The organism is Paenibacillus sp. SAF-068, from assembly GCF_051967555.1.
In the GTDB taxonomy this organism is placed as follows: domain Bacteria; phylum Bacillota; class Bacilli; order Paenibacillales; family Paenibacillaceae; genus Paenibacillus.
Map to the genome: position 1 here is coordinate 26,261 of NZ_JBQCJX010000007.1, position 20,347 is coordinate 46,607.

20 protein-coding genes are annotated in these 20,347 nt (G+C 44.5%); 6 read left to right on the forward strand and 14 right to left on the reverse strand.

Translation table 11 applies throughout. The annotated features are described in order from the left end of the window. From ACTHPG_RS25150 to ACTHPG_RS25170, 5 genes are all read right to left on the reverse strand, one after another. Complete coding sequence (locus ACTHPG_RS25150) at positions 1–1,155, reverse strand: ABC transporter permease (protein WP_440392111.1); 1,155 nt, start codon at positions 1,153–1,155, stop codon at positions 1–3. A gap of 4 nt (positions 1,156–1,159) precedes the next feature. Then, a complete protein-coding gene (locus ACTHPG_RS25155; protein ID WP_440392112.1) occupies positions 1,160–2,077 on the reverse strand; it encodes an ABC transporter ATP-binding protein in 918 nt (305 codons plus the stop codon). A gap of 253 nt (positions 2,078–2,330) precedes the next feature. Continuing rightward, positions 2,331–3,491 carry a YhgE/Pip domain-containing protein gene (locus tag ACTHPG_RS25160; RefSeq protein WP_440392113.1) on the reverse strand — a complete coding sequence of 387 codons (1,161 nt, stop codon included), beginning with the start codon at positions 3,489–3,491 and terminating at the stop codon, positions 2,331–2,333. Positions 3,492–3,571: 80 nt separating this feature from the next. Then, positions 3,572–4,003 (reverse strand): MarR family winged helix-turn-helix transcriptional regulator, encoded by a 432-nt coding sequence (locus ACTHPG_RS25165; protein WP_440392114.1) that lies wholly within the window; start codon positions 4,001–4,003, stop codon positions 3,572–3,574. A 163-nt stretch (positions 4,004–4,166) separates the two neighbouring features. After that, the gene (locus ACTHPG_RS25170; RefSeq protein ID WP_440392115.1) at positions 4,167–4,334 is read right to left on the reverse strand and encodes a DUF3934 family protein; all 168 of its coding nucleotides are present in this window, start codon (positions 4,332–4,334) and stop codon (positions 4,167–4,169) included. A 312-nt stretch (positions 4,335–4,646) separates the two neighbouring features. Here ACTHPG_RS25170 and licT point away from each other — a divergent pair, with 312 nt between their 5' ends. The 3 genes from licT (at position 4,647) to ACTHPG_RS25185 (ending at position 9,035) form a co-directional block, all read left to right on the forward strand. Further along, positions 4,647–5,507 carry a BglG family transcription antiterminator LicT gene (licT, locus tag ACTHPG_RS25175; RefSeq protein WP_440392116.1) on the forward strand — a complete coding sequence of 287 codons (861 nt, stop codon included), beginning with the start codon at positions 4,647–4,649 and terminating at the stop codon, positions 5,505–5,507. A 184-nt stretch (positions 5,508–5,691) separates the two neighbouring features. Beyond that, entirely contained in the window at positions 5,692–7,584 is a 1,893-nt protein-coding gene (locus ACTHPG_RS25180) for a beta-glucoside-specific PTS transporter subunit IIABC (RefSeq protein ID WP_440392117.1), read from the forward strand. A gap of 41 nt (positions 7,585–7,625) precedes the next feature. Beyond that, complete coding sequence (locus tag ACTHPG_RS25185) at positions 7,626–9,035, forward strand: glycoside hydrolase family 1 protein (RefSeq protein ID WP_440392118.1); 1,410 nt, start codon at positions 7,626–7,628, stop codon at positions 9,033–9,035. Between the two features lie 102 nt (positions 9,036–9,137). Here the strand turns inward: ACTHPG_RS25185 and ACTHPG_RS25190 are convergent, their stop codons facing one another. From ACTHPG_RS25190 to ACTHPG_RS25210, 5 genes are all read right to left on the reverse strand, one after another. Beyond that, positions 9,138–10,358, reverse strand: coding sequence for an MFS transporter (locus tag ACTHPG_RS25190; protein WP_440392119.1), 1,221 nt, complete (start codon positions 10,356–10,358; stop codon positions 9,138–9,140). Between the two features lie 32 nt (positions 10,359–10,390). Next, positions 10,391–10,990 carry a TetR/AcrR family transcriptional regulator gene (locus ACTHPG_RS25195; RefSeq protein WP_440392227.1) on the reverse strand — a complete coding sequence of 200 codons (600 nt, stop codon included), beginning with the start codon at positions 10,988–10,990 and terminating at the stop codon, positions 10,391–10,393. A gap of 126 nt (positions 10,991–11,116) precedes the next feature. Next, positions 11,117–12,265, reverse strand: a complete 1,149-nt coding sequence (locus ACTHPG_RS25200; RefSeq protein WP_440392120.1) for a S1C family serine protease — start codon at positions 12,263–12,265, stop codon at positions 11,117–11,119. Between the two features lie 14 nt (positions 12,266–12,279). Next, a complete protein-coding gene (locus ACTHPG_RS25205; RefSeq protein ID WP_440392121.1) occupies positions 12,280–13,404 on the reverse strand; it encodes an FxLYD domain-containing protein in 1,125 nt (374 codons plus the stop codon). A 467-nt stretch (positions 13,405–13,871) separates the two neighbouring features. After that, complete coding sequence (locus ACTHPG_RS25210) at positions 13,872–14,288, reverse strand: VOC family protein (RefSeq protein ID WP_440392228.1); 417 nt, start codon at positions 14,286–14,288, stop codon at positions 13,872–13,874. Between the two features lie 278 nt (positions 14,289–14,566). On the opposite strand from ACTHPG_RS25210, the gene ACTHPG_RS25215 reads away from it, so the two are divergent. Beyond that, complete coding sequence (locus ACTHPG_RS25215) at positions 14,567–15,322, forward strand: class I SAM-dependent methyltransferase (RefSeq protein ID WP_440392122.1); 756 nt, start codon at positions 14,567–14,569, stop codon at positions 15,320–15,322. Positions 15,323–15,435: 113 nt separating this feature from the next. Here the strand turns inward: ACTHPG_RS25215 and pbp4 are convergent, their stop codons facing one another. Further along, complete coding sequence (gene pbp4, locus ACTHPG_RS25220) at positions 15,436–17,523, reverse strand: penicillin-binding protein PBP4(5) (RefSeq protein WP_440392123.1); 2,088 nt, start codon at positions 17,521–17,523, stop codon at positions 15,436–15,438. 177 nt (positions 17,524–17,700) lie between these two features. Between pbp4 and ACTHPG_RS25225 the strand changes: the two genes are divergently transcribed. Then, positions 17,701–18,105, forward strand: coding sequence for a CBS domain-containing protein (locus tag ACTHPG_RS25225; protein ID WP_047840578.1), 405 nt, complete (start codon positions 17,701–17,703; stop codon positions 18,103–18,105). A gap of 101 nt (positions 18,106–18,206) precedes the next feature. Here the strand turns inward: ACTHPG_RS25225 and ACTHPG_RS25230 are convergent, their stop codons facing one another. Genes ACTHPG_RS25230 through ACTHPG_RS25240 form a run of 3 tightly spaced genes read right to left on the reverse strand, consistent with a single transcriptional unit; the run spans position 18,207 to position 19,363 of the window. Next, positions 18,207–18,647 carry a hypothetical protein gene (locus ACTHPG_RS25230; RefSeq protein ID WP_440392124.1) on the reverse strand — a complete coding sequence of 147 codons (441 nt, stop codon included), beginning with the start codon at positions 18,645–18,647 and terminating at the stop codon, positions 18,207–18,209. Next, complete coding sequence (locus ACTHPG_RS25235; RefSeq protein ID WP_440392125.1) at positions 18,644–19,093, reverse strand: hypothetical protein; 450 nt, start codon at positions 19,091–19,093, stop codon at positions 18,644–18,646. Before ACTHPG_RS25235 ends, ACTHPG_RS25230 begins: the two co-directional genes overlap by 4 nt. Before the next feature lie 21 nt (positions 19,094–19,114). Continuing rightward, positions 19,115–19,363, reverse strand: coding sequence for a GyrI-like domain-containing protein (locus ACTHPG_RS25240; RefSeq protein WP_440392126.1), 249 nt, complete (start codon positions 19,361–19,363; stop codon positions 19,115–19,117). A gap of 298 nt (positions 19,364–19,661) precedes the next feature. On the opposite strand from ACTHPG_RS25240, the gene ACTHPG_RS25245 reads away from it, so the two are divergent. Next, the gene (locus ACTHPG_RS25245) at positions 19,662–20,264 is read left to right on the forward strand and encodes a hypothetical protein (RefSeq protein WP_440392127.1); all 603 of its coding nucleotides are present in this window, start codon (positions 19,662–19,664) and stop codon (positions 20,262–20,264) included. The last annotated feature ends 83 nt before the right edge of the window (positions 20,265–20,347 follow it).

Sequence of the window (20,347 nt, forward strand, 5' to 3'; positions counted from 1 at the left end):
TTATCGTGCCTCCTTTCTTGTGAGGGAGTACACTGCAATTAGAACAAAACCCATTGCAGCAATAAGGGCAGTAAATACAGGCATCAAATCAATTACGCCTTGCCCGATATAATCGAACATTGGACGTTGGAACACTTCATTGATGCTTATAGAACTCAGCTCACCCATATCAAGTTTAACGAATCCGCCACCCACAAATGTCATTACCGGAATCAACAATGTGACTACACCATCCACTTGTTTGATTCGGCGTCCAATAACCCCCAAGAGCAAACCTAGAGCGTTAAAGAAAATTGAACCTGCGATAATGATGAAGAATACAAACATCATGTTGTCTCCATAGCTGACGTTGAAGAATAGTTTTGCACAGAATACAATGACTGCTCCTTGAATAATAGATATCGTACACCCTGTTAGAAACTGCCCCATAATTAATGCTGTTTTGGAAATTGGACTAACAAGGTAACGATCTCCCAGTGCTTCACTGTACTCTTCCTGTACAAAATTCATGGTATTAGCCAAACCATATACAAGAATCAGAACTAACATAGTCACGCCATAATAACTCATCGCTGAAATATTGGAACCACTCTCCGTGGAAGCCTCTGTTGCAGTTCCCGGAGCAGCCAGCATGTTACTATACTCATGTGAATATACGATATTCGGATTGTCGGCACTCGCAACTTCCATTGCCAGGTAGCCATCACCATAGGCTGATAGGGCCAGGTCTGTAATATTAACTTTCTCAATATTATTATCCTTACCATACACCGTGATGTTACCGTTCTTATTGTTCTCATACTCACTTGTAAGATCTTTAGGCAGATATATATACTGTTCTACCTCACCAGACTCCAACATCTTAAGAGCTTCTGTGCTACTAGAGCCTACCTTGACATTAAACATCTCTTTATTGTCTTCACTACTAAGGAATGAAACAATATTTTTCCCTACATCCCCGCTATCTTCATTGACCACAACTGTTGAAATCTGAGATATGATGGTAGACTTCGTTTCCTTATCCCCTGATTGAAACACACCAGACAATGCATTCCCCAGAATCAGAATCAAAAGAAGTGGCAACAGGATGTAATTGACAAATACGACAGGGTTCTGAAGCTTACGCTTCATACTCGTTGCAAATATCGTCCACATAGATCTAATCCCTCAGATTCTTTCTTGTTAATTTGAAAAACACTTGTTCCAAATTAGGAGTAATATATTGAAAGCTTTTCACATCTTCGCCAAAAGACTCCTTGATCTGACTTATCGCATTCACGTCATTTTTGGGGACTCCCAACTCGACATTGTTCCCTTCTGCCAGTAATACAACATAATCCTCAAGCTGCTTGCTGTACGCCGTACTCTTACGCTGTAGCTCCAAACGGATGATAGCCTGGTCTGTATGTTCCTGAATTACATCATTGAGCTTGCCTTGGCAGAGCAATTGTCCATCATCGATAATTCCGACATGAGAGCAAATTCGTTCAACTTCCTCCATGTAGTGAGAAATATAGATAACGGTTGTTCCAAGTTGATTCAACTCTATAATGGCATCCAAAATTCGATTACGGGATTGTGGATCAACCCCCACCGTTGGCTCATCCAGAATGATGACATCCGGGTTGTGGACAATACCACAAGCAATATTGAGTCTTCTTTTCATGCCACCCGAGAATTTTTTGGGTTTTTGTTTGCGTTCTTCCCACAGTCCAACAAATTCAAGGGCGAAACGAACCTGTTTCTTCAGACGCTCTCCCTTCAATCCGTACAGTTTACCGAAAAACAATACATTCTCATAAGCGGATAGGTCATAAATCAGGGCCAAATCCTGTGGAACATAACCTACTCGTTTGTTTGTACTTGCATTGAGATGTTCATTAAACCACTGAATTTTACCATTTTGAGGTTTATCCAGCCCGAGCATAACTCTGGTTAAAGTAGATTTCCCTGCCCCATTGGGACCAAGTAAGCCGTAAATCTGACGGTCTCCAACCGACAAGGATAATTGTTTTAGTACTGGTTTCTTTTTGTTATAACTGAATTGAATATTCTCTCCAGTAAATACCGTTTGCATATTCGTTTACCTCCTAGATTTGTTGTGCCTTTTATGTAAACTTAGTGTAGCACTCAATCTCATCACTTAAACTTTCATGTCATAACAGGCACGTATGAAGTAATAACTGTACTTTCTGAAACAGATTTTGGCTTCGTAACCGTTAAAACACGACATCTGATCATCAGGTTCAATAACAAAAACAACGGTCCTGAAGATACGATATATCGTATCTTCAGGACCGTTGTTGCACATCAGAGCTTTCTTATTATGTTTAGGCTGTAACCGCTGCGACCGTGGGTTGGGCAGAATTATTCTTTTGCATGCCAACTCGAAGCAGCGTAATTCCCCACGTAATAATCGAGATCAACAGAAGATGAACCATGTATCCACCTACGGCTTCTCCACTATAGATCAAACGCATAAATCCCTGTACTCCATTGGAAGCGGGCAGAAAGTTTCCAATATAACGGTAGAATGGCGTCAGCATCTCGGCTGGAACGATATTTCCTGCTGTCATCAACTGGAGCGGAACCATCGCAACATTAAATAGAGGGCCAGCATTGCCAAACAGGGCAAAACTCATTTGTGTAAAGCAGATACAAGCCAGACTTACCAGCACATGATACAGATACAAAGCGCCGAAGGAGCTCGCAACATCCGTGAACTGAAGAGCTACTGTATCTACAATCAGGGGAACAATCACAGCTATACACAATAATAGCATCTGCCGTCCCCAGAAGATTTCCCATTTGGTATGGCTGCGCTTCATCATATTAGACGTAATATTGAACTGAATGTTCATGGTCATCGAAGCAATGTAGGTTATAAAACCCAAAATCATGGGCAGCATCGATGTAGCAAAATCACTTACACTGTTGGTTTTATTAATCTCAGCCTTCACAGGCCCTTCATTCATCTTGGCCATCGCTTGCCCAATAGCTGCACTCAGCTCATCATTGTTAGTACTATCCTGGTTAAGTGTCACCTGAACCTTGGACTCCAGAATACCTTCACCCATCTGTGCAGTCATTCCAGTCGCCGCGTGTTCCACAATGGATTTGGCTACATCCGCATTTCCCTGATTAATATAGAAGGACAAATTCGCCCCTGTACCGCCTTCAATCTGGTCAGCGAATCCTTCCGGAATGACAATAACCATCGCATAGTTACCCGCATTCATCTGTTTCTCGGCTTCCTGGGCAGAATCCAGTACATTGACATGAAAAGGCGCGAGTGTTTCAATCTGCTTTTGCACCTCTGTTCCTTGCATCCCATCTTCGTTCACCAGGGCAACATGAAGTTGATCTACTCTCTCCGTGGCCTGATGATAACCCGTCATCCAGATCACTACAAATAACAGTGGAACAATCAATGCAAAAACCAATCCTATTTTTGTCTGTGGCACTTTAAAAAAATCTTTGAAGCTTTTCATTCGTTCACGACTCCCGTTAGTTAAAATTAAAATAATTGCACTACATATATATGCACGTGCACATATTAGAATAAAAAAATTTATTTCATCTTTTCATAAATGCGATTCATCACATTCATAAATGCTTCAAGCTCTTCAGGGGAACATTCGGCGAGTGCCTCTTGCTCTTGCTGTTTTGCCTTTGGTGTCAGAACGTTATTCATTTCCAGTCCCTCCGCCGTCAAACAAAGCAACACCGCTCTGCGGTCCTGTGGATCTTCTTCTCTTGTCACCAGACCTTTGCGAATCAACTTGTCTATAATTTTGCCTACCGTTGTCTGGTCACGGACGGTTAATTCAGCCAGTTTTTTCTGTGATATATGGCTTCCAGCCTTGCTCAATTCATTCAGAACTGCAAATTGTTCCGGCGTAATATCCTGTTCACTCAGATTTCTGGTTGTTGTTTTTTTGTATGCCAGATACGTACGTGACAGAATCAGTCCAAGTGGATTTTCATCCATATTTACAGACATGCTGATGCTCCTTTCTCCATATAGTAGCACTACCATCTAATTTGCGTAAGCTCTATATTATTACCAGATCTACACTACTGTCAATTTTTTTTTATATTTTCAAACAAAAAGAGACCCACCCGTTAGTCAGGCAGCTCTCTCCTCTGGCATCGTCAAGCCACACTTACTCGGACTTGCCACTTGAAGTTTCGGTATCGTCCTTCTTCTTCGTACCTTTGCTTTTATAAGGCTTCGGGGCGCTTTTCGCCCGGTTAGCAGCGGCTTGCCAACGGTTCCAGCCTTTTTTGCCCGTACCGCGGCCGGTGCCACCTTTTCCTTTTGCTTTGCTCATGTTATCACTCCAATAATCCTGTATATGCTTAAAAATGACCGTCCTCGGTAACTTAATATGCAACCCAGCCCATCTAATTCACTTCCAGCATTTCTTATTATACCAAAAATCCACAGCTTTACGTCCATTTCCATAAATCATTGTATTGTCATTCTGTTATGAAAGCGGTATAGTGGACATAATTGAAAGAGGAAGCTTCGTCTTCTTCGGGATTGTTACTGGTGAGCAGGCGATACCCAAACCAAGGCTGTCTATTAAGCCTTAGTTTGGGTTTTTTGTTATTATTACGACCAATTGAGGTGAAACACATATATGATCATCCGTCAGATTTTTAACAACAATGTCATCCGGGCAGAGAACCAGGTTGGTCACGAATTTGTTGTCATTGGCAACGGACTTGGCTTCAAAAAGAAAAACGGGCAGCCCGTGGATGAGGATAAAATCGAAAAAACCTTTGTGCTGAAATCAGATAAAATACCGCAAAAACTCATTGATCTGATTGGGGAAACATCGGTTGAATATTTGAAGTTAGCAGACGAAATTGTGGGCCATGCCAAAAAGGAAATGGGCGATATTTTTAGTGATAATATCTATATATCATTGATCGATCATATTCAGTTTGCCATTACCCGGTACCGTAAATCCGTCGGGCTGAAGAATTCCCTTTTGTGGCAGATCAAGAAGTTTTACAAAAAGGAATTTGGGATTGGCATGAACGCTGTGAAGCTGATCCAGGAACAATTCGGCATCCAAATGGATGAACATGAGGCAAGTTTTATTGCGATGCATTTTGTCAACGCCCGCCAAGATGCTCAGGGTATGAAACAAACCGTTGAAATTACCGAAGTTATTGATGATATCTTTAACATTGTGACTAATTATTACCAAATTGCCCTGGATGAAAATTCGTTTAATTATTCCCGGTTTATTACCCATCTGCAATACTTTGTGCAGAGAATGTTGAGTAATGAACAGGAGCAAATTGCTTCAGGAGACAACTTTCTGTATGAGCAGGTAAAGGACAAATATAGCAAGGCTTTTGAGTGCACACAACGGATCAATCAGTATCTTGAGGAAAAGTTTGAGAGTGCCATGTCCATTGATGAAAAGGTGTATTTGACGATCCATATTCAACGTGTTACTTCCCGTAACGAGTTGTTGGACACGGAATAAAAAAAGCTTGCAAACGATTTCGGCGTCATATATAGTAGGTCTCACAACTTAACGACAAGGATTGTTACTGCTCAAGCAGGCGATACCTAAATGATTGGCAACAGGTCATCTTTCCGATGATCATAGCCATTCGTTTAGGTATTTTTTTGTTTTCAGGCAATCTTAACAACAAAGGAGAATGAACATGGATCATAAAAAAATGGGGGATGACATCGTTCGTCTCGTCGGCGGAGAAGCCAATATCAATGGTCTTGTCCACTGTGCGACCCGGCTGAGATTTGACCTGAAAGATTCGAAAAAGGCCGAACGCGAAACGCTTGAAAAACACGATGGTATTATTACCGTTGTCGAAAGCGGCGGCCAGTTCCAGGTTGTCATCGGTAGTAACGTGGCTCATGTATATGCGGAGATTATGAAAAACCGGGATTTTGGAGGAGATTCCTCCTCATCGGCTGAGTCCACAGGGGAAAAAACCTCGCTATTATCCAAAGTTTTTGAGATTATATCCGGAAGTTTCTCGCCGTTAATCCCGGCTATGGCAGGATCAGGTATGCTAAAAGCTTTGCTGACTGTCCTGACCATGCTCGGATGGATGTCGGATACAAGTGACACATACTTGATTTTATCCGCTGCCGGCAACGCTGTATTTTATTTCTTGCCCATCTTCCTTGGTATCACACTGGGTATGAAGCTGAAAGCCAATCCTTATGTAGCTGGTGTAATTGGTGCCGCTCTGATGGAGCCGAACTTCACCGGACTAATGGATAAAGGCTCGGATGTATCATTCCTGGGAATACCGGTTGTCATGATGAATTATTCAGCCAGCGTATTCCCAATCTTCATATCGATCAGCATCTACGCTGTTCTGGATAAGTTACTTAAGAAGATCATTTTGAAAGACCTGCAATTGTTCCTTGTTCCGATGATTGCTTTGATGATTATGGTTCCTCTATCCGCTATGGCCTTTGGACCGTTCGGTACTACGGTAGGTGACTGGATCTCATCCGGCGTAACTTGGCTCATTGGTGTCAGCGGTATATTATCAGGGATTGTACTCGGTGGATTCATGACCTTCATGGTTGTCTTTGGACTCCACTGGGGCTTTACTCCAATCACGATACAGAATATCGGGGTTGGCGGCGATCCGATTGAAGCCATGGCTGCTGCAGCCGTTTTTGCACAAATCGGTGTTGCCTTTGGCATTTTCCTGAAAGCCAAAAAGAACAAAACCCTGCGAACCCTTGCTGGCTCAACCAGCCTTACCGGTTTACTTGCAGGAGTCACTGAACCAATCGTATACGGGCTGATCCTGCGTTATAAACGTGTGATTCCTATCGTGGTTATTGCAGGTGCGATTGGCGGTGCTATTAATGGTCACTTTGGTGTTAAAATGACTGCTTATGTGTTCCACAATATATTTGCCATTCCTGTCTATACACCAACGGTTGTCTACGTGATTGCGATCGCTTGCTCCTTTGCGGTAGCAGCGGTGTTAACCGTGATGTTTGGTTATGAAAGCAAAACCACAGTTTCCGAGACAAACGAATCTGTCTCCAGCACATCGGCTGAAAGTACGCCGGTAGAGCTTCCTGTCATACCTGAGACCAAAACAACGGAGATCAAGAAAGAACAAATTTATAGCCCACTTACAGGTAAAGCCGTAGCACTGAGCACCATTAATGACCCAGCCTTCTCGACTGGTGCTATGGGCAAAGGTTTGGCGATTGTCCCTGAGATTGGAGAAGTTGTCGCTCCGGTAGATGGTGTTGTTACTTCCCTCTTCCCGACCGGACATGCCATTGGATTAACAACCAACACGGGAACGGAAATCCTGATTCATATTGGCATCAATACAGTAGCGCTAAAAGGAAAACACTTCTCTCCTGTCGTTCAGGAAGGGGATATCGTCAGACAGGGCGATCTGTTGATCCAGTTTGACATCGATAAGATCGAGGAAGCCGGATATGAAACCGTAACACCTGTTATTGTTACCCTAACGCAGCAAGAAGTGGATGTATTCGAAACAACTCAAGAGCAGATACAGAAAAATGATGTCCTGCTGACTCTCGTTGTCTGACAAAACTTATATTATACGAATCAACTTAGGAGGAACTAACCATGAAACATACTCAACTGAAACCATTTCCTAAAGATTTCTTCTGGGGAGGTTCAACCTCTGCCTATCAGATCGAGGGAGCCTGGAATGAAGATGGTAAAGGCCCTTCTGTCATCGACATGGGCAACCATGTCGAAGGTGTAACTGACTTCAAGGTAACCAGTGATCACTATCATATGTACAAAGAAGATGTGGCGTTGCTGGCTGAAATGGGCTTCAAAGCCTATCGCTTCTCCATCGCATGGACACGCATCTTTCCGCAAGGGGCAGGTGAAGTGAATCCGAAAGGGCTCGCATTTTACGATTCTCTCATTAATGAATTAATTAAATACGGTATTGAGCCCATTGTGACCATGTATCACTTCGATCTTCCTTATGCGCTTGAAGAAAAAGGGGGCTGGTCCAACCGTGCAACAATTGATGCTTTTGAACAATATGCCAAGACCCTCTATGAGAACTACGGAGATCGGGTCAAATATTGGTTGACCATTAACGAACAAAATATGCTGATCCTGCATCCCGGCTCTCTGGGTACACTGGATACAACACTTGTTGATCCGCAAAAAACACTGTATCAGCAAAATCACCACATGCTGGTTGCTCAAGCTAAAGCCATGGTGCTATGTCATGAAATGCTGCCTGAAGCCAAAATTGGCCCAGCCCCTAATATCGGTGTAATTTACCCGGCGAGCTCCAAACCAGAAGACACACTCGCGGCTGATAACTATGCTGCCATTCGTAACTGGCTCTATCTCGATATGGCTGTATATGGACGTTATAATCATATTGCCTGGAGTTATCTCGAAGAAAAAGGATATACGCCTGTCATTGAAGACGGAGATATGGACATCCTGGCTCAAGGAAACCCTGACTTTATTGCGTTTAACTACTATACTTCCCAAACGGTTGGTGAAAGCCTGAACGATGGCAATGACTTCTCCCATACAGGAGACCAGCATGAAATTGTAGGTGAACCGGGCGCATATAGAGGATCTGTGAATCCCAATCTGCAAAAAACGGAGTTTGGTTGGGAAATTGATCCGGTGGGCTTCCGCTCTACCCTGCGTCAGATCTACTCCCGTTATCATCTGCCGTTAATTGTTACGGAAAACGGTCTGGGTGCATTTGATAAACTGGAGGAAGGCGACGTGGTTAACGATCCGTATCGTATTGAATTTTTCAATAAACATATCGAACAGATTCAACTGGCGATCACGGACGGCGTAGATGTATTTGGCTTCTGCCCTTGGTCTGCGATCGATCTGGTTAGCACACATCAAGGGTCAAGCAAACGTTATGGATTCATCTATGTGGATCGTGAGGAATTTGATCTCAAAGAATTGAGACGTATCCGCAAACAGAGCTTCCACTGGTATCAAAAACTGATTGAAACAAATGGAGAAATCCGCTAATAGCGTAATATTAAAAAAAGTCGACTGCACATGTTTTATGTGTAGTCGACTTTTTTAAATATTGATACATTGATGTGGATGCTTTCTTTTCCAATTATAAAATTACATTTCTGTCTTCGGTTGTTTCACCGTTTTGACCTCTCTGAGTACCCGCAGGGATAACAGGAAACAGATCGCCAGAACGGCCGCTGCTGAAACGTAAGGATAGTTAATATTCACATCGAACAGTGCTCCAGCCACAATTGGACCCGCGATATTTCCCAAACTCGTATACGCCGAGTTCAATCCAGCCACAAAACCCTGTTGTTCTTCTGCCAGTTTGGACATCTGTGTACTGATCGCCGGACGTAAAATGTCCATCCCCAGAAAGACGATAAACGTGACGACAAGAATGAGCCAGTACGTGTGCACAAACAAGGTCAGCAGTACAAATACGGCTACAAATAACAGACAGACTGAAATGACCATCTTTTCACCAAACCGATTGAGCAACCAACCGATCAGCGATACTTGCACAACCGCACCTGCGATGGAACCAAATGTAATGATAAATGCAATGTCTTTCGTGGTGAAGCCAAACTTGTGATCCACAAACAGTGAAAATACCGTCTCATAATTCGCCAGACCAAATGCCATAACAAATACAATAATCAAGCTGAAAAAGTAGGGTTCACGATACGAATTCAGTAATTGGGATACCATGCCCGGAGCTTTGACCTTCGCTGCGCCAGCCAAAGGTTTAGTCTGTTCTCCTGTACTCCGCGTGGATTCCGGCAAAATAATCAATGTAATGATCGCTGCCAGCAACCCGGCAACCCCTGCGGCGTAGAACGGAATTCGAATGCCAAAGTCTGCGATGTATCCACCAATGCCCGGGCCGATGATAAACCCGGTTGTAATCGCTGCATTAATCAAACCCATACCTTTGCCGCGTTCTTCTTCGGTAGTAATATCTGCGGTGTAAGCCATAACCGCCGGGAAGATCATCGCCGCGCCAATACCACCAAGCATCCGGGCCGCGAAGAGCAAGACTGGTGCATTAACCGCACCAAACATAAACTCCGATACGGCAAAGATCAGCATACCGCCAACGATAATTTTTTTACGTCCCCACGTATCCGACCATCGCCCCGCAAGCGGGGAGAACAGAAACTGGGTGAAGGAAAATGCCGCTACCAGCAATCCAACCGTGAATCCGGTGATATGCAGGAGATCCATATACGCAGGCATGATTGGAACAACCAGACCGATACCCGTAAAAACGAGAAAAATATTAAACATCAACAGTAGCAATGCGCCCCTGTTCCGTGTTAGTAATGCCATGATTCCATCCTCCGTAGTTGTCAAAATGGTGCTTAAGCTTTATCTTTTGCAATCCCGTGTAAGAATACACTGGCGGCCTGGCGGTACAACGCAAGAGCCTGTTCAGGCTCCATCCCCCGTGACATCTGACTAAGACCAATAATGGTACTTTCCAATATCAGTGCGAGATGATCTACATTGTCTGCTTTGAACTCGCCGCTCTCAATCCCTTGTTCTATCATTTGTTTATTAAATTGAATATGCCGCTCAAACATCAAAGAGATTCTCTCTTCAATATCATTTTCTTTCTTTTCCCCCGTGAAGAACTCATCAGCCGCCTTCGTCAGCGGGTGATTCATATCATCCAGTACTAATTGCTCTGCCAAACCATAAATCTTCTCCGTAGAGGTGCGATAGAGATGTTCTTTGGCCGCCCAACTCGCTTCCCACTCCCGGTCCCACTCATCGATGAGATAAAGGAATAGACCTTCCTTACTTTTAAAATGGTAATAGATATTGCCTTTACTGCTTCCCGTCGCAGCTACAATATCTTCAATTGACGTTGCTTTATAGCCTTTTTGTACAAAAAGGGCTTTGGAAGCATCCGCAAGTTTCTTCTTGGTCTGCTCGGTTTGAAGTTGCTTTTTATTCATATTCATTCCATTTCACTCCATTCCACGCATACTGAACATTCGTTCTGTATTTTAACAGATGCATCGAATATAAGCAATCAAAAAGGAGAATTGGCACCTATGCCAACGCTCCTTTTTGATTGCTTATTATGTTATTTTCTTACCTTTACCATGCAATATTTTCAATTGACCATTCTCGGAAGCAACCTGATATGTAACCTTATACTTCGTCGTTACATATTCGCCATCCCTGCGTTCATCGGCTGTAATCACTGCAGTCACTTCCATTCCGTCATTGCCCTTGTCTATAGAAGTGACCTCTCCAATCGTTACATAACTGGTATTGAGGTAACCCTCACGAAACTTGGCATAACTTGTACCGCTCTGCCATTCACTGCCGAGCAAAGCATAAGCTGTAACATAGTCACTTAGATTCAAACTGTTGTAAAATTCGGTCACCACCCCTTCTGCTTTCGCAGAAGCAGAGGTTGATTCCCATCCAGTACCACCGGCCGTCTGAACCGCCGTTGTGCTGGATGGCTGCTTGGACCAGGCTTGCACTTGCTTCAGCACGCTGGTGATAGGGATACTGAACCCAATTCCGCCCTCCTGTTCCACAACGGCTGAGTTAATACCAAGTACTTCGCCCGTCTCTGCGTTGATTAGAGGTCCGCCACTGTTGCCATGGGTAATCGGCGCCGAGATCTGATACAGATTGCTGTAGATGTAAGGCGCAATTTCGAAGCTGCGTCCAACACCGCTGATAATGCCTGTAGTTACCGTGTTCTCGAACCCCAGCGGGCTCCCCAGAGCCAGGATTTCATCTCCAGTCTCGGCTTTAGATTTGGCGATAGCCAGCGGTTTCACCTTTTTCAGATCAGGTACTCGAACGACAGCAATATCCGTTTCTTCTCCGATTCCAATTACGGTTCCTTTATATTCCTCATGATTCAGGGTACGTATCGTCACTTCCTTCGAACCTTCTACCACATGAGCATTGGTTACAACATCTCCCTGATCATTATAGAGAAAACCGGAGCCTAGTCCGCTGCTGCTCTCGATCGTAACCACTTTCTTCTGACTCTCTTCAATAATCTGTTTACGTGTTTTCTTCACGGCTGTATTGGAGGACGGTTTGGATGCTGCAGTTTCTGTTTCCTTCGCATTAACAACAGCCAATCTCGGTTCAGCCTGCAACTGATCTGCTGTATAACTGTGAATCCAGAACACGCCTCCTGCTCCGGCTCCTATAATGATTGCACTGGATATAATGGTGCTCCATATTCGTTTGCCCATGCCAACCTATCCTCCTATTCCAGATACCACGTTGCATTCACAACAGATACTTCTGCTTCTTGGTATACACCATAGTAATACGTCTCAAAAAATCCTTCTTCACCCACTTCAAGCCAGCTTGGATACACATCCACATAGGTTTGACCCAGATAATTGCCGTCTGTACCATATATATCGACCATGACGGTGACGGAAGAGATCGGCCGGGTTGCATTGTTTATGATTGAACCGCTAATATACAGGTCACCATACATATCAAGCGTGGCTTCGACATTCACAATGCTCACTGCCGACGTTCGATTCTTCAGATCTTCTGCTGCTGCCTGTTGTTCGGCAAGTTGAATCCGTTCAGCTTCCGCTTTCTCGAAATTCTTCTTCTCACTCAGTACCCGATCACGATACGCTGTCAGTTTGTCATCCTCTGGCGCATAAGACAGCCCTTGATCGACCGTTTGCAATGCCGCTGTAAAATCCTTTGTCTTAACTTGCTGCTCAGCCTGCTTGTAGCTAATTCCAGCCAGCTTATCAACAATTTGCTTCTCTACGGCTTCGGCTTCCTTACCCTTCAGATTCGATATCGTATCCAGCTTCTCAGCCAGTGCCTCTACCGTCGTCAAACTATCGATTTCTTTTTTCACATTCAGTACAGCCAGCGTAACCTTTCTATTACTTAACGTTGCACGTACTTTGGTGAAAACGGGCTCTTCTCGCTCTTTCAATGCTTTCGCTACTGCCTGAATGGATTTGTCTCCTTCTGAGAGTTTTCCTGTTTGCAGACTTGTGGCAGCCTCATTCAACTGATTCATCAGATTGAACGCTTTCGCCGTAATTTGCCGATCCTGTATAAGCGCATCATACTTCGGTCGTTTCGCTAGCGCGCTGTCCAGCAGCTGAAGAGCCTCTTTATATTTCCCCTCTAGTGCAGCTTGTTCCGCCTGTTGATGCAGAGATTTCACCTCCGCATTAATACTCATCTCCTGCTTGTAATAGAACGTCAGTAAAGCCCCCATCACTGCTGCAAGTAGCAGTGGAATGATCCAACTAAATGCGCGGCCTTGACTGTTGCTCTGTCTGGGTGCAGGCTGTTGCTGCCGGGATAACAATTCGGCTGTTTCCCCTGTTCTTTTTTCCAAACCCACGGCTGTTTCCGCCCAGATCTGTTCCTCTGTGGAGCTTGCATCTTTCAGTTTTGTGTTACACTTTCTGCACGTACTATCCCCAGGACTACTTTTGGTCCCACATATGTGACAATACATCCTAATCCCTCCATCAAAAAGAAACGTATGTATACTTACCTTCTAACTTTCCAGTACATGAGCTTATGGCATCTTTCGATACAAAACGTCAACATAATCGACACTTATCATATAGCAAAAAGGTAAAATACACCATATGTAATTCGGATATATTCGGTGCGTGTTTCCATTAACGAAAAAGGAGATACCCACACGCGGTATCTCCTCCTGTTCAGCCCTGCTGTCCTGTGCGTACCCGGATGTTGCCCAGTTCGTTGGCATTGCATACTTCCGATAATAAATGGATGCAGAAATGATGCAAAAAAACCTTCCTATTATAATATAGGAAGGTTTTACTTATTCTTATGTTGTCACGCCGAAGGAAAAGCGCTTAGATCCATATAGGAGACTTCCCACAGATGATCGTCCAGATCCTGAAAACTCCAGCCATACATGAATCCGTGATCCTGCGGTTCGTTGGATGGCTTCGCTCCTGCATCAAGGGCAGCTTTTACAATCGTATCTACCTGCTCACGGCTATCTACAGACAGGGCAACGATGACTTCGGTTGTATCGGCAGCATTGGAGATTTTTTTCGAGATAAAGGATTGAAAACGGTCCTCCACCAGAAGCATGGCGTAAATGTTATCTCCGATGATCATACAAGTCGCAGACTCGTCCGTAAAATTGGCGTCAAACTCAAATCCGACCTTTGTAAAAAACTCAACAGATTTCTTCAAATCTTGAACAGGTAAATTGACAAAAATCTGCTTGGCACGAATAGCCACCATGGATCACCTCGAACTCATAGAATAGATTCCACCTCAAAATAACACCTCGCGAATACGCTGTCAATTGAATATAATGGAGACATTCCAACTTGTGAGGTGATACGGATGTTGCTCCGAATAGTTCGAAGTAAATAGTCGTCGGGCTGGGTCAAAACGCGTACCAGCTATCAAGGGATACGTCTGTCCATATGATCCTATTCGACCATTTACAATAGACCGATCTGGCGCAATGTTCTTGTCCTGTTCAAACAAACTCACATTGGAGGAATATGAAAATGAAAAACAACATAGATTACGCTGGCTTCTATGAACGCGTAGGCCGGGCAAATGGCTGGAACTTCAGCTCCATGAACGTTATCTCGGAGAAAATCGGATGGAACTTCTATGAGGAAGTTGTTTGCCATACGCGATCATCCGATCTGTTGCTGGATATTGGAACAGGCGGTGGAGAAGCGATTCTGTCCATTGCGGGGGAACCCTTATTACTGGTGGGAATTGACCTCGCTCAAGAAATGATTGAAACCGCACAACGTAATCTTCAGACTGCAGGAGTTCATCCCAATGTACGCTTTCTTCATATGGACGCAGAGAACCTTGCATTCCCGAAGCACTTCTTTAATGTGGTATCCTCCAGACACTCCGGGTTCTCTGCATCAGAAGTATTCAGGGTTCTTGCTGAGGGCGGGATATTTCTAACCCAGCAGGTCAGCGAACACGATAAATCCAACATTGCAGAAGCTTTTGGCCGTGGGCAGAGCCTTGGCATTCAACCCGGCACCTTGATGGAACGTTACAAGCATGAACTTCAAACAGCAGGTTTTCATGACATTCAGGCCCGTGAATATAACGTGGTGGAGCATTACGCTACACCTGAAGATTTGATGTTTCTCCTAACGCATGCACCCATCATTCCTGACTTCGGAAAGGTAGAAACTGACTTTGAACGATTCCAGCAGTTTGTGAGAGAACATTACGAAGAGAAGGGCATTCGTACCAACTCGGCACGCTTCATGATTACTGCAAGAAAATAAATGAACCCCTATATTGAATAAAATAGAACAAAAAAAGTCCCGGTCACATGTGAGAACCATAACATCGTGACCGGGCTATTTATATGCTTGTGAGACTAGACATTACATCGGAATTACTGCGAAATCTCGAGCTTTCCCAAAAAAGGCTTTAATTTATCCACCACATAATGGCTTCCGCCCCTGCCGTTCACCTCTTCAATTACAGCGGTTAACAGGTAGGTCGGAGAGTCGGTATCAAACACTACGAAAAATCCGTTTTCCTGCCCCTTCTCTCCCTTTTTCGCCTTCAGTTCGGCTGTTCCCGTCTTGCCTGCGAGCCCTCCAGGAATTGAATTCAAGGTGTGGGCGGTACCTCCCTGCCGGGAAACAACTTCTCTCAAGGCATCCTTAACCGTATTTGCGACTTCCGGAGTAATGATCACCTCTGGGTCTGAAGATTCTTTTTCCTCGATCAGGACAGGCTTCACCAGTTTCCCTTCATTAATAAAAGGTGTAAAGGACGATGCCAGATGAATAGGAGACATTAACATCTCCCCTTGTCCGTAGGACGTATCCGCGAGCAATACCTCCGAAGACAGCTCCAGATGTGCTTCATTGGCATATTGGCTTGGCTTCAGATACAGTTCATCCAGTCCAAAGTTATTGCCAAAACCGAACTTCTGGATCCCTTCAATAAACTTGGCGCTCCCCATTTCGATCGCTTCCATGGCAAAGTAGATATTGTCCGAGTACACCAGCGCATCGACCATGTTAACAGGAGATAAACTCTTTACCCGTTTGACGTAATATCCGCCCCAACTATCGTCCTTACGCCACTGCAAGCCAGAGATATCATGGGTTTTGTCCGCTGTGGTCACCTTCTCCATCAGTCCCGCTGCGGCTGTAATCGCTTTGAAGGTTGATCCTGGTGCATATCGGGTCGTGACTCTGTTGATAAAAGGAAGTTTCTCATTCGCCGAATACGCATCCCACTCTGCCTGTGTAAGTCCTGTAACCATCTTGTTCGGGTTATAGGAAGGCGCACTGACCAACGCTAACAGGTTGCCGTCCGTCGGATTCATTAGAACCATCGCACCGGCATCATCACCACTCGATAATGTCTGATACAATTTCTTTTGCTGCTTGGAGCTAATCGTCAGTTGAACATTCTGTCCATCTACAGCATCCTTGCGAATAAGCTCAGAACGGGAGTTGCCGGATTCATCCGTAATTTCAATCAAACCACCACGTTCACCGCGCAGCTGTTTCTCCATGGACTGCTCCAGTCCCGCTTTACCGATCCAATCCTCTGCGCGATAATACCCTTCCGTATCCTTATCCAGATCTTCCTTGGTGGCTTTGCGCACGTAACCAATCAAGTGCGCAGCCGCCTCACCGAGTGGATAATAACGGATCTCCTTACTTTGCATCGTAACCCCGCTTAAAGATTCTGGCACGTCAAACTCCTCTGTGGAACCAATCGGGACAAAGTACTCTGGCTTCACCCATGTCTGCGCAAGGGCTTTGTGAATGGCATCTTCCGAAACCTGATAATGACTCGCAATTCGGGTAATCATCTGGTCCGGGTTATCACCAAGTTTCTCCGGTACAATGCCCCATTCATTCATCGTGCCCTGGGTAGCAAGCGGCAAACCATCACGATCCACTATGTCTCCCCGATCCGGGAACAGTGTCCTCACGCGTACCTTACTTCCCTTAACCATGTCATTCAGGATCAGTGAAGGCTGCCAGTTAATTTTCCAGTTTTTGCCCCCGTCCTCCAGCTCCTGCCGGACCAGTTTTAATGTATGCGTCTCACTGACTTCTCCCAAAAAAGTGGTCAGTTGCAGATTGTAATCCACCTCATACGTATCCGGGTTTGGTTTCTCTGTATCGGTCTTACTGCCATCGGAAGCCGATTCGGCAACTTCCACAGGCTTAACCTCTGCCTTAACGGTGGATACTTCCATCCCCGAATAGATCGCATTGTATTTCTCAACAAACTGTTCCCTGGTCATACCCGACTCTTCCAGCGAAGCAGACGTCATTAGGGTATACAGCTGGTCAAACTCTTTTTTTTGCAGATGCTCTATGTACTGATTCACGGTCGTCTGGGGCTTGGCTTCTGCTTCTTTGCTATTCTGCATGTATAGATACATTCCGATTCCACCTGCAAACAAGATGGGCAGCAGTCCGTACATTAATTTACGTTTGGATTTCATGGTCACATCACCTCTAATATACACTATAGATTTCCAGAGCCATTTAAACAATGAAACAAATCTGACGAATTTATCATTAAAAATAGCCGAAAGCTCACATAATATGTTTAAATAAGAAGAGTGAGATTACATACTAAAGCTTTTTTGCTATGCAAAAGGCTGAAAAGGAGCCCGATGATGGAAATCAGCTATTTTTTACTCCCCAAAGCCGAAGTGGCCTATATCAAGTCTACCGCTTCCATGAAAGATGCTATTGAGCAATTGGAATCGCAGCACTACACCGCCATTCCCGTGATTGACCAGGATGGAAAATATGTTGCTACCCTGTCCGAAGGCGATTTGTTATGGAAAATGCGAAATACACCCGGATTGACTTTTGATACGATGGATCAGGTTCAAGTCCATGAGATTAACAATCGGGTATATAATGAATGTGTATTCATTGAGGCTGAAATGGAGGATATGCTGACACTTGCAGCTGACCAAAATTTTGTGCCCGTGGTGGATGTCGATCGTGTCTTCCTCGGTATTATCCGTCGTAAGGATATTATTGAATACTATACGCGTAATATTTCGGATTAGATGAAGCTGAACGTCCCCGTAATAAACGAAAGGGTACTCCGTGGTCATGTTTGGCCCAAAGGGAGTACCCTTCTCTTTTGCATTACATGTTCGGAACCACGCTACTTGCGCTTGGCCAGCTCTTCCTTATAATAACTCAACACGTCCCTCGGTCTGCCCTGAAATGCACGCTCTTTGCCGAACGCATACGCCTGATGCAGATACGAATACGCCTCGTCATGTTGTTCAAGTCTCATACAGATCATGCCGAGATCGATTAATGGACTTGTATTTCTATCCGTACTCCGCGTATGTAACGATATCTCAGCCCATGGCTTCGCCCGTTCATATTGCTTCAGTTCCATATGTGCATTTGCGTGACAGGACGCGATCCAGCTTGCAATCTCCCATTCCATCTTTGGCTCTGGCAACATGCCCCATGCCTGATCATAATAGATAATTGCTTGTTCATGCTGCTGTGTCTCATCCAGTACATTACCGGCTTCTACCGTTTCTATAATTTGTCTCTCCAGTTCGGCATGTTCCGGTGTTAGATCTTTCATTGCACCGTCTCCTCCTCCAGAACAAAATACCACTCCAGAAAAGCATTGAAATCAGCCCACTGCGGTTTACTCTCGCCATTGAGAAAGCGTTCGATGGACTCCCCCAGTTCCACCAGCACCACTTCTCCCGTCTGACGGTTGTAGAAAAATCCACCTTCACCTTCAAAACTATCCATTGGAATATACGCCTCGGGAAGTCCCAGAGTAAGCTGTGCTACATTCATGTCTTCCATATATACGGTGTTCTCCATAAACCAGCAGATATGGTACAACTCCTGATGCCTGCTGTAAAAAGTCGGTCCATCCTCTGCATGTAAATAAAATTGTGCAAAATCGGACTGAAGGTCAATCTCAAGCTTGCGTAATGCTTCTTCGTAGGCCGCTGGAACATCTTCATGCCACCAACCTTGCTCCTGGCAATGATCAATTACTTTATTCGATAACATCGAAGACCTCCTAATTCGATTTTACAGGGTGGCAATCCAGTACTCCATTTGATTGTCCTGCAACTCCCTCTGATCTACAAAGATGCCCACCAGACCGGGAATAGCTCCGTTATTGAACCCGTTTAAACGTTCCTCGATTCCGTCTGCCAAAGTATCCTGCCACATCTTAGGAATTTCTCTTAAATTCTCGCCATCCACACAAGAAAATGTTCGTTTAATTCCCACAAAGGTAAGTGACTGCTGTTCAATTACATGTTCATTCACATTCATTAAGATGGACTCCTCTCTGAGAGCGATACGGGGCACTGTTCTCCATGACCCATTCATGATCCATATATGATATATACCTCCAATATGTCCTACAGTTACTGTATCAAAAGAGCAGGACGATTGGAAATCGTGCCGGTACTCCTGTTTATATGAAAAGAAAATTTACCTACCACTCGTTCCTGCTCAATATTGGGAGAATGAAATGCCGAGTTTGCCCCCGCCCTTCTTTTCCTTATTCTGGTGCAACTTTCTTCTTACTCGTTCGTCTAACTACTGACCAACACCGAAGGAGATGACTATGCGAATAACTTGCAGCCCCGGTTTTCCTGGAAGCATGATCGGATCCATTGATCTTCAGCCATCGAAGTATTACAGCCCACCTTCCATGAACAGTATGATTACAGATTATGTTGACCCCGAACTCATTACCATTCCCTATGTGGAAGATCCGGAATTCGGATTACACTTTGACGCCATGAAGGTCATGAACGGAACTTATAAAGAAGAAATGCATGTGAGCTATGATGTGGAGTTTACGATTGATGTGGACAAAAATGGCTACATTACGCAATTTGAGCATACGTTCCCGCTTGAACGTTATCTGGACATGATTCGTACACAGTCCTATAAAGTAGTCAAGACCAAATGGCGTGGACAAACATTTCATGTGATGACATACAGTTACCTGGAGGAAGTCATTCATCCGAAGAACGTTCTATTTAAATGTAACAATGCCGAAGATGTCTTCGTCGTGGCTGAACTCATACCTCATCGTGTTGGTGGCATTGTGGTACAGCCCAATAATCTTTATCTTCATTTCCGTGCATTAATCTCGGCACGAGATGATCTGTACCCATTAGATTATATGTGTGAGCCTGATTTCGACCTGAGTCTCGACTAACCAAATAGATACATATGTAGAAAGAGCATGAGTTGCCCCGAATCAGCCGGGTAGCCTGTGCTCTTTTTTTATAAATGAACCAC

Bases quoted from the DNA above. Each gene is read 5' to 3' on its own strand.
- ACTHPG_RS25150 (WP_440392111.1), bottom strand. From the start codon at position 1,155: ATGTGGACGATATTTGCAACGAGTATGAAGCGTAAGCTTCAGAACCCT.
- ACTHPG_RS25155 (WP_440392112.1), bottom strand. From the start codon at position 2,077: ATGCAAACGGTATTTACTGGAGAGAATATTCAATTCAGTTATAACAAA.
- ACTHPG_RS25160 (WP_440392113.1), bottom strand. From the start codon at position 3,491: ATGAAAAGCTTCAAAGATTTTTTTAAAGTGCCACAGACAAAAATAGGA.
- ACTHPG_RS25165 (WP_440392114.1), bottom strand. From the start codon at position 4,003: ATGTCTGTAAATATGGATGAAAATCCACTTGGACTGATTCTGTCACGT.
- ACTHPG_RS25170 (WP_440392115.1), bottom strand. From the start codon at position 4,334: ATGAGCAAAGCAAAAGGAAAAGGTGGCACCGGCCGCGGTACGGGCAAA.
- licT (WP_440392116.1), top strand. From the start codon at position 4,647: ATGATCATCCGTCAGATTTTTAACAACAATGTCATCCGGGCAGAGAAC.
- ACTHPG_RS25180 (WP_440392117.1), top strand. From the start codon at position 5,692: ATGGATCATAAAAAAATGGGGGATGACATCGTTCGTCTCGTCGGCGGA.
- ACTHPG_RS25185 (WP_440392118.1), top strand. From the start codon at position 7,626: ATGAAACATACTCAACTGAAACCATTTCCTAAAGATTTCTTCTGGGGA.
- ACTHPG_RS25190 (WP_440392119.1), bottom strand. From the start codon at position 10,358: ATGGCATTACTAACACGGAACAGGGGCGCATTGCTACTGTTGATGTTT.
- ACTHPG_RS25195 (WP_440392227.1), bottom strand. From the start codon at position 10,990: ATGAATAAAAAGCAACTTCAAACCGAGCAGACCAAGAAGAAACTTGCG.
- ACTHPG_RS25200 (WP_440392120.1), bottom strand. From the start codon at position 12,265: ATGGGCAAACGAATATGGAGCACCATTATATCCAGTGCAATCATTATA.
- ACTHPG_RS25215 (WP_440392122.1), top strand. From the start codon at position 14,567: ATGAAAAACAACATAGATTACGCTGGCTTCTATGAACGCGTAGGCCGG.
- pbp4 (WP_440392123.1), bottom strand. From the start codon at position 17,523: ATGAAATCCAAACGTAAATTAATGTACGGACTGCTGCCCATCTTGTTT.
- ACTHPG_RS25225 (WP_047840578.1), top strand. From the start codon at position 17,701: ATGGAAATCAGCTATTTTTTACTCCCCAAAGCCGAAGTGGCCTATATC.
- ACTHPG_RS25230 (WP_440392124.1), bottom strand. From the start codon at position 18,647: ATGAAAGATCTAACACCGGAACATGCCGAACTGGAGAGACAAATTATA.
- ACTHPG_RS25235 (WP_440392125.1), bottom strand. From the start codon at position 19,093: ATGTTATCGAATAAAGTAATTGATCATTGCCAGGAGCAAGGTTGGTGG.
- ACTHPG_RS25240 (WP_440392126.1), bottom strand. From the start codon at position 19,363: ATGAATGTGAATGAACATGTAATTGAACAGCAGTCACTTACCTTTGTG.
- ACTHPG_RS25245 (WP_440392127.1), top strand. From the start codon at position 19,662: ATGCGAATAACTTGCAGCCCCGGTTTTCCTGGAAGCATGATCGGATCC.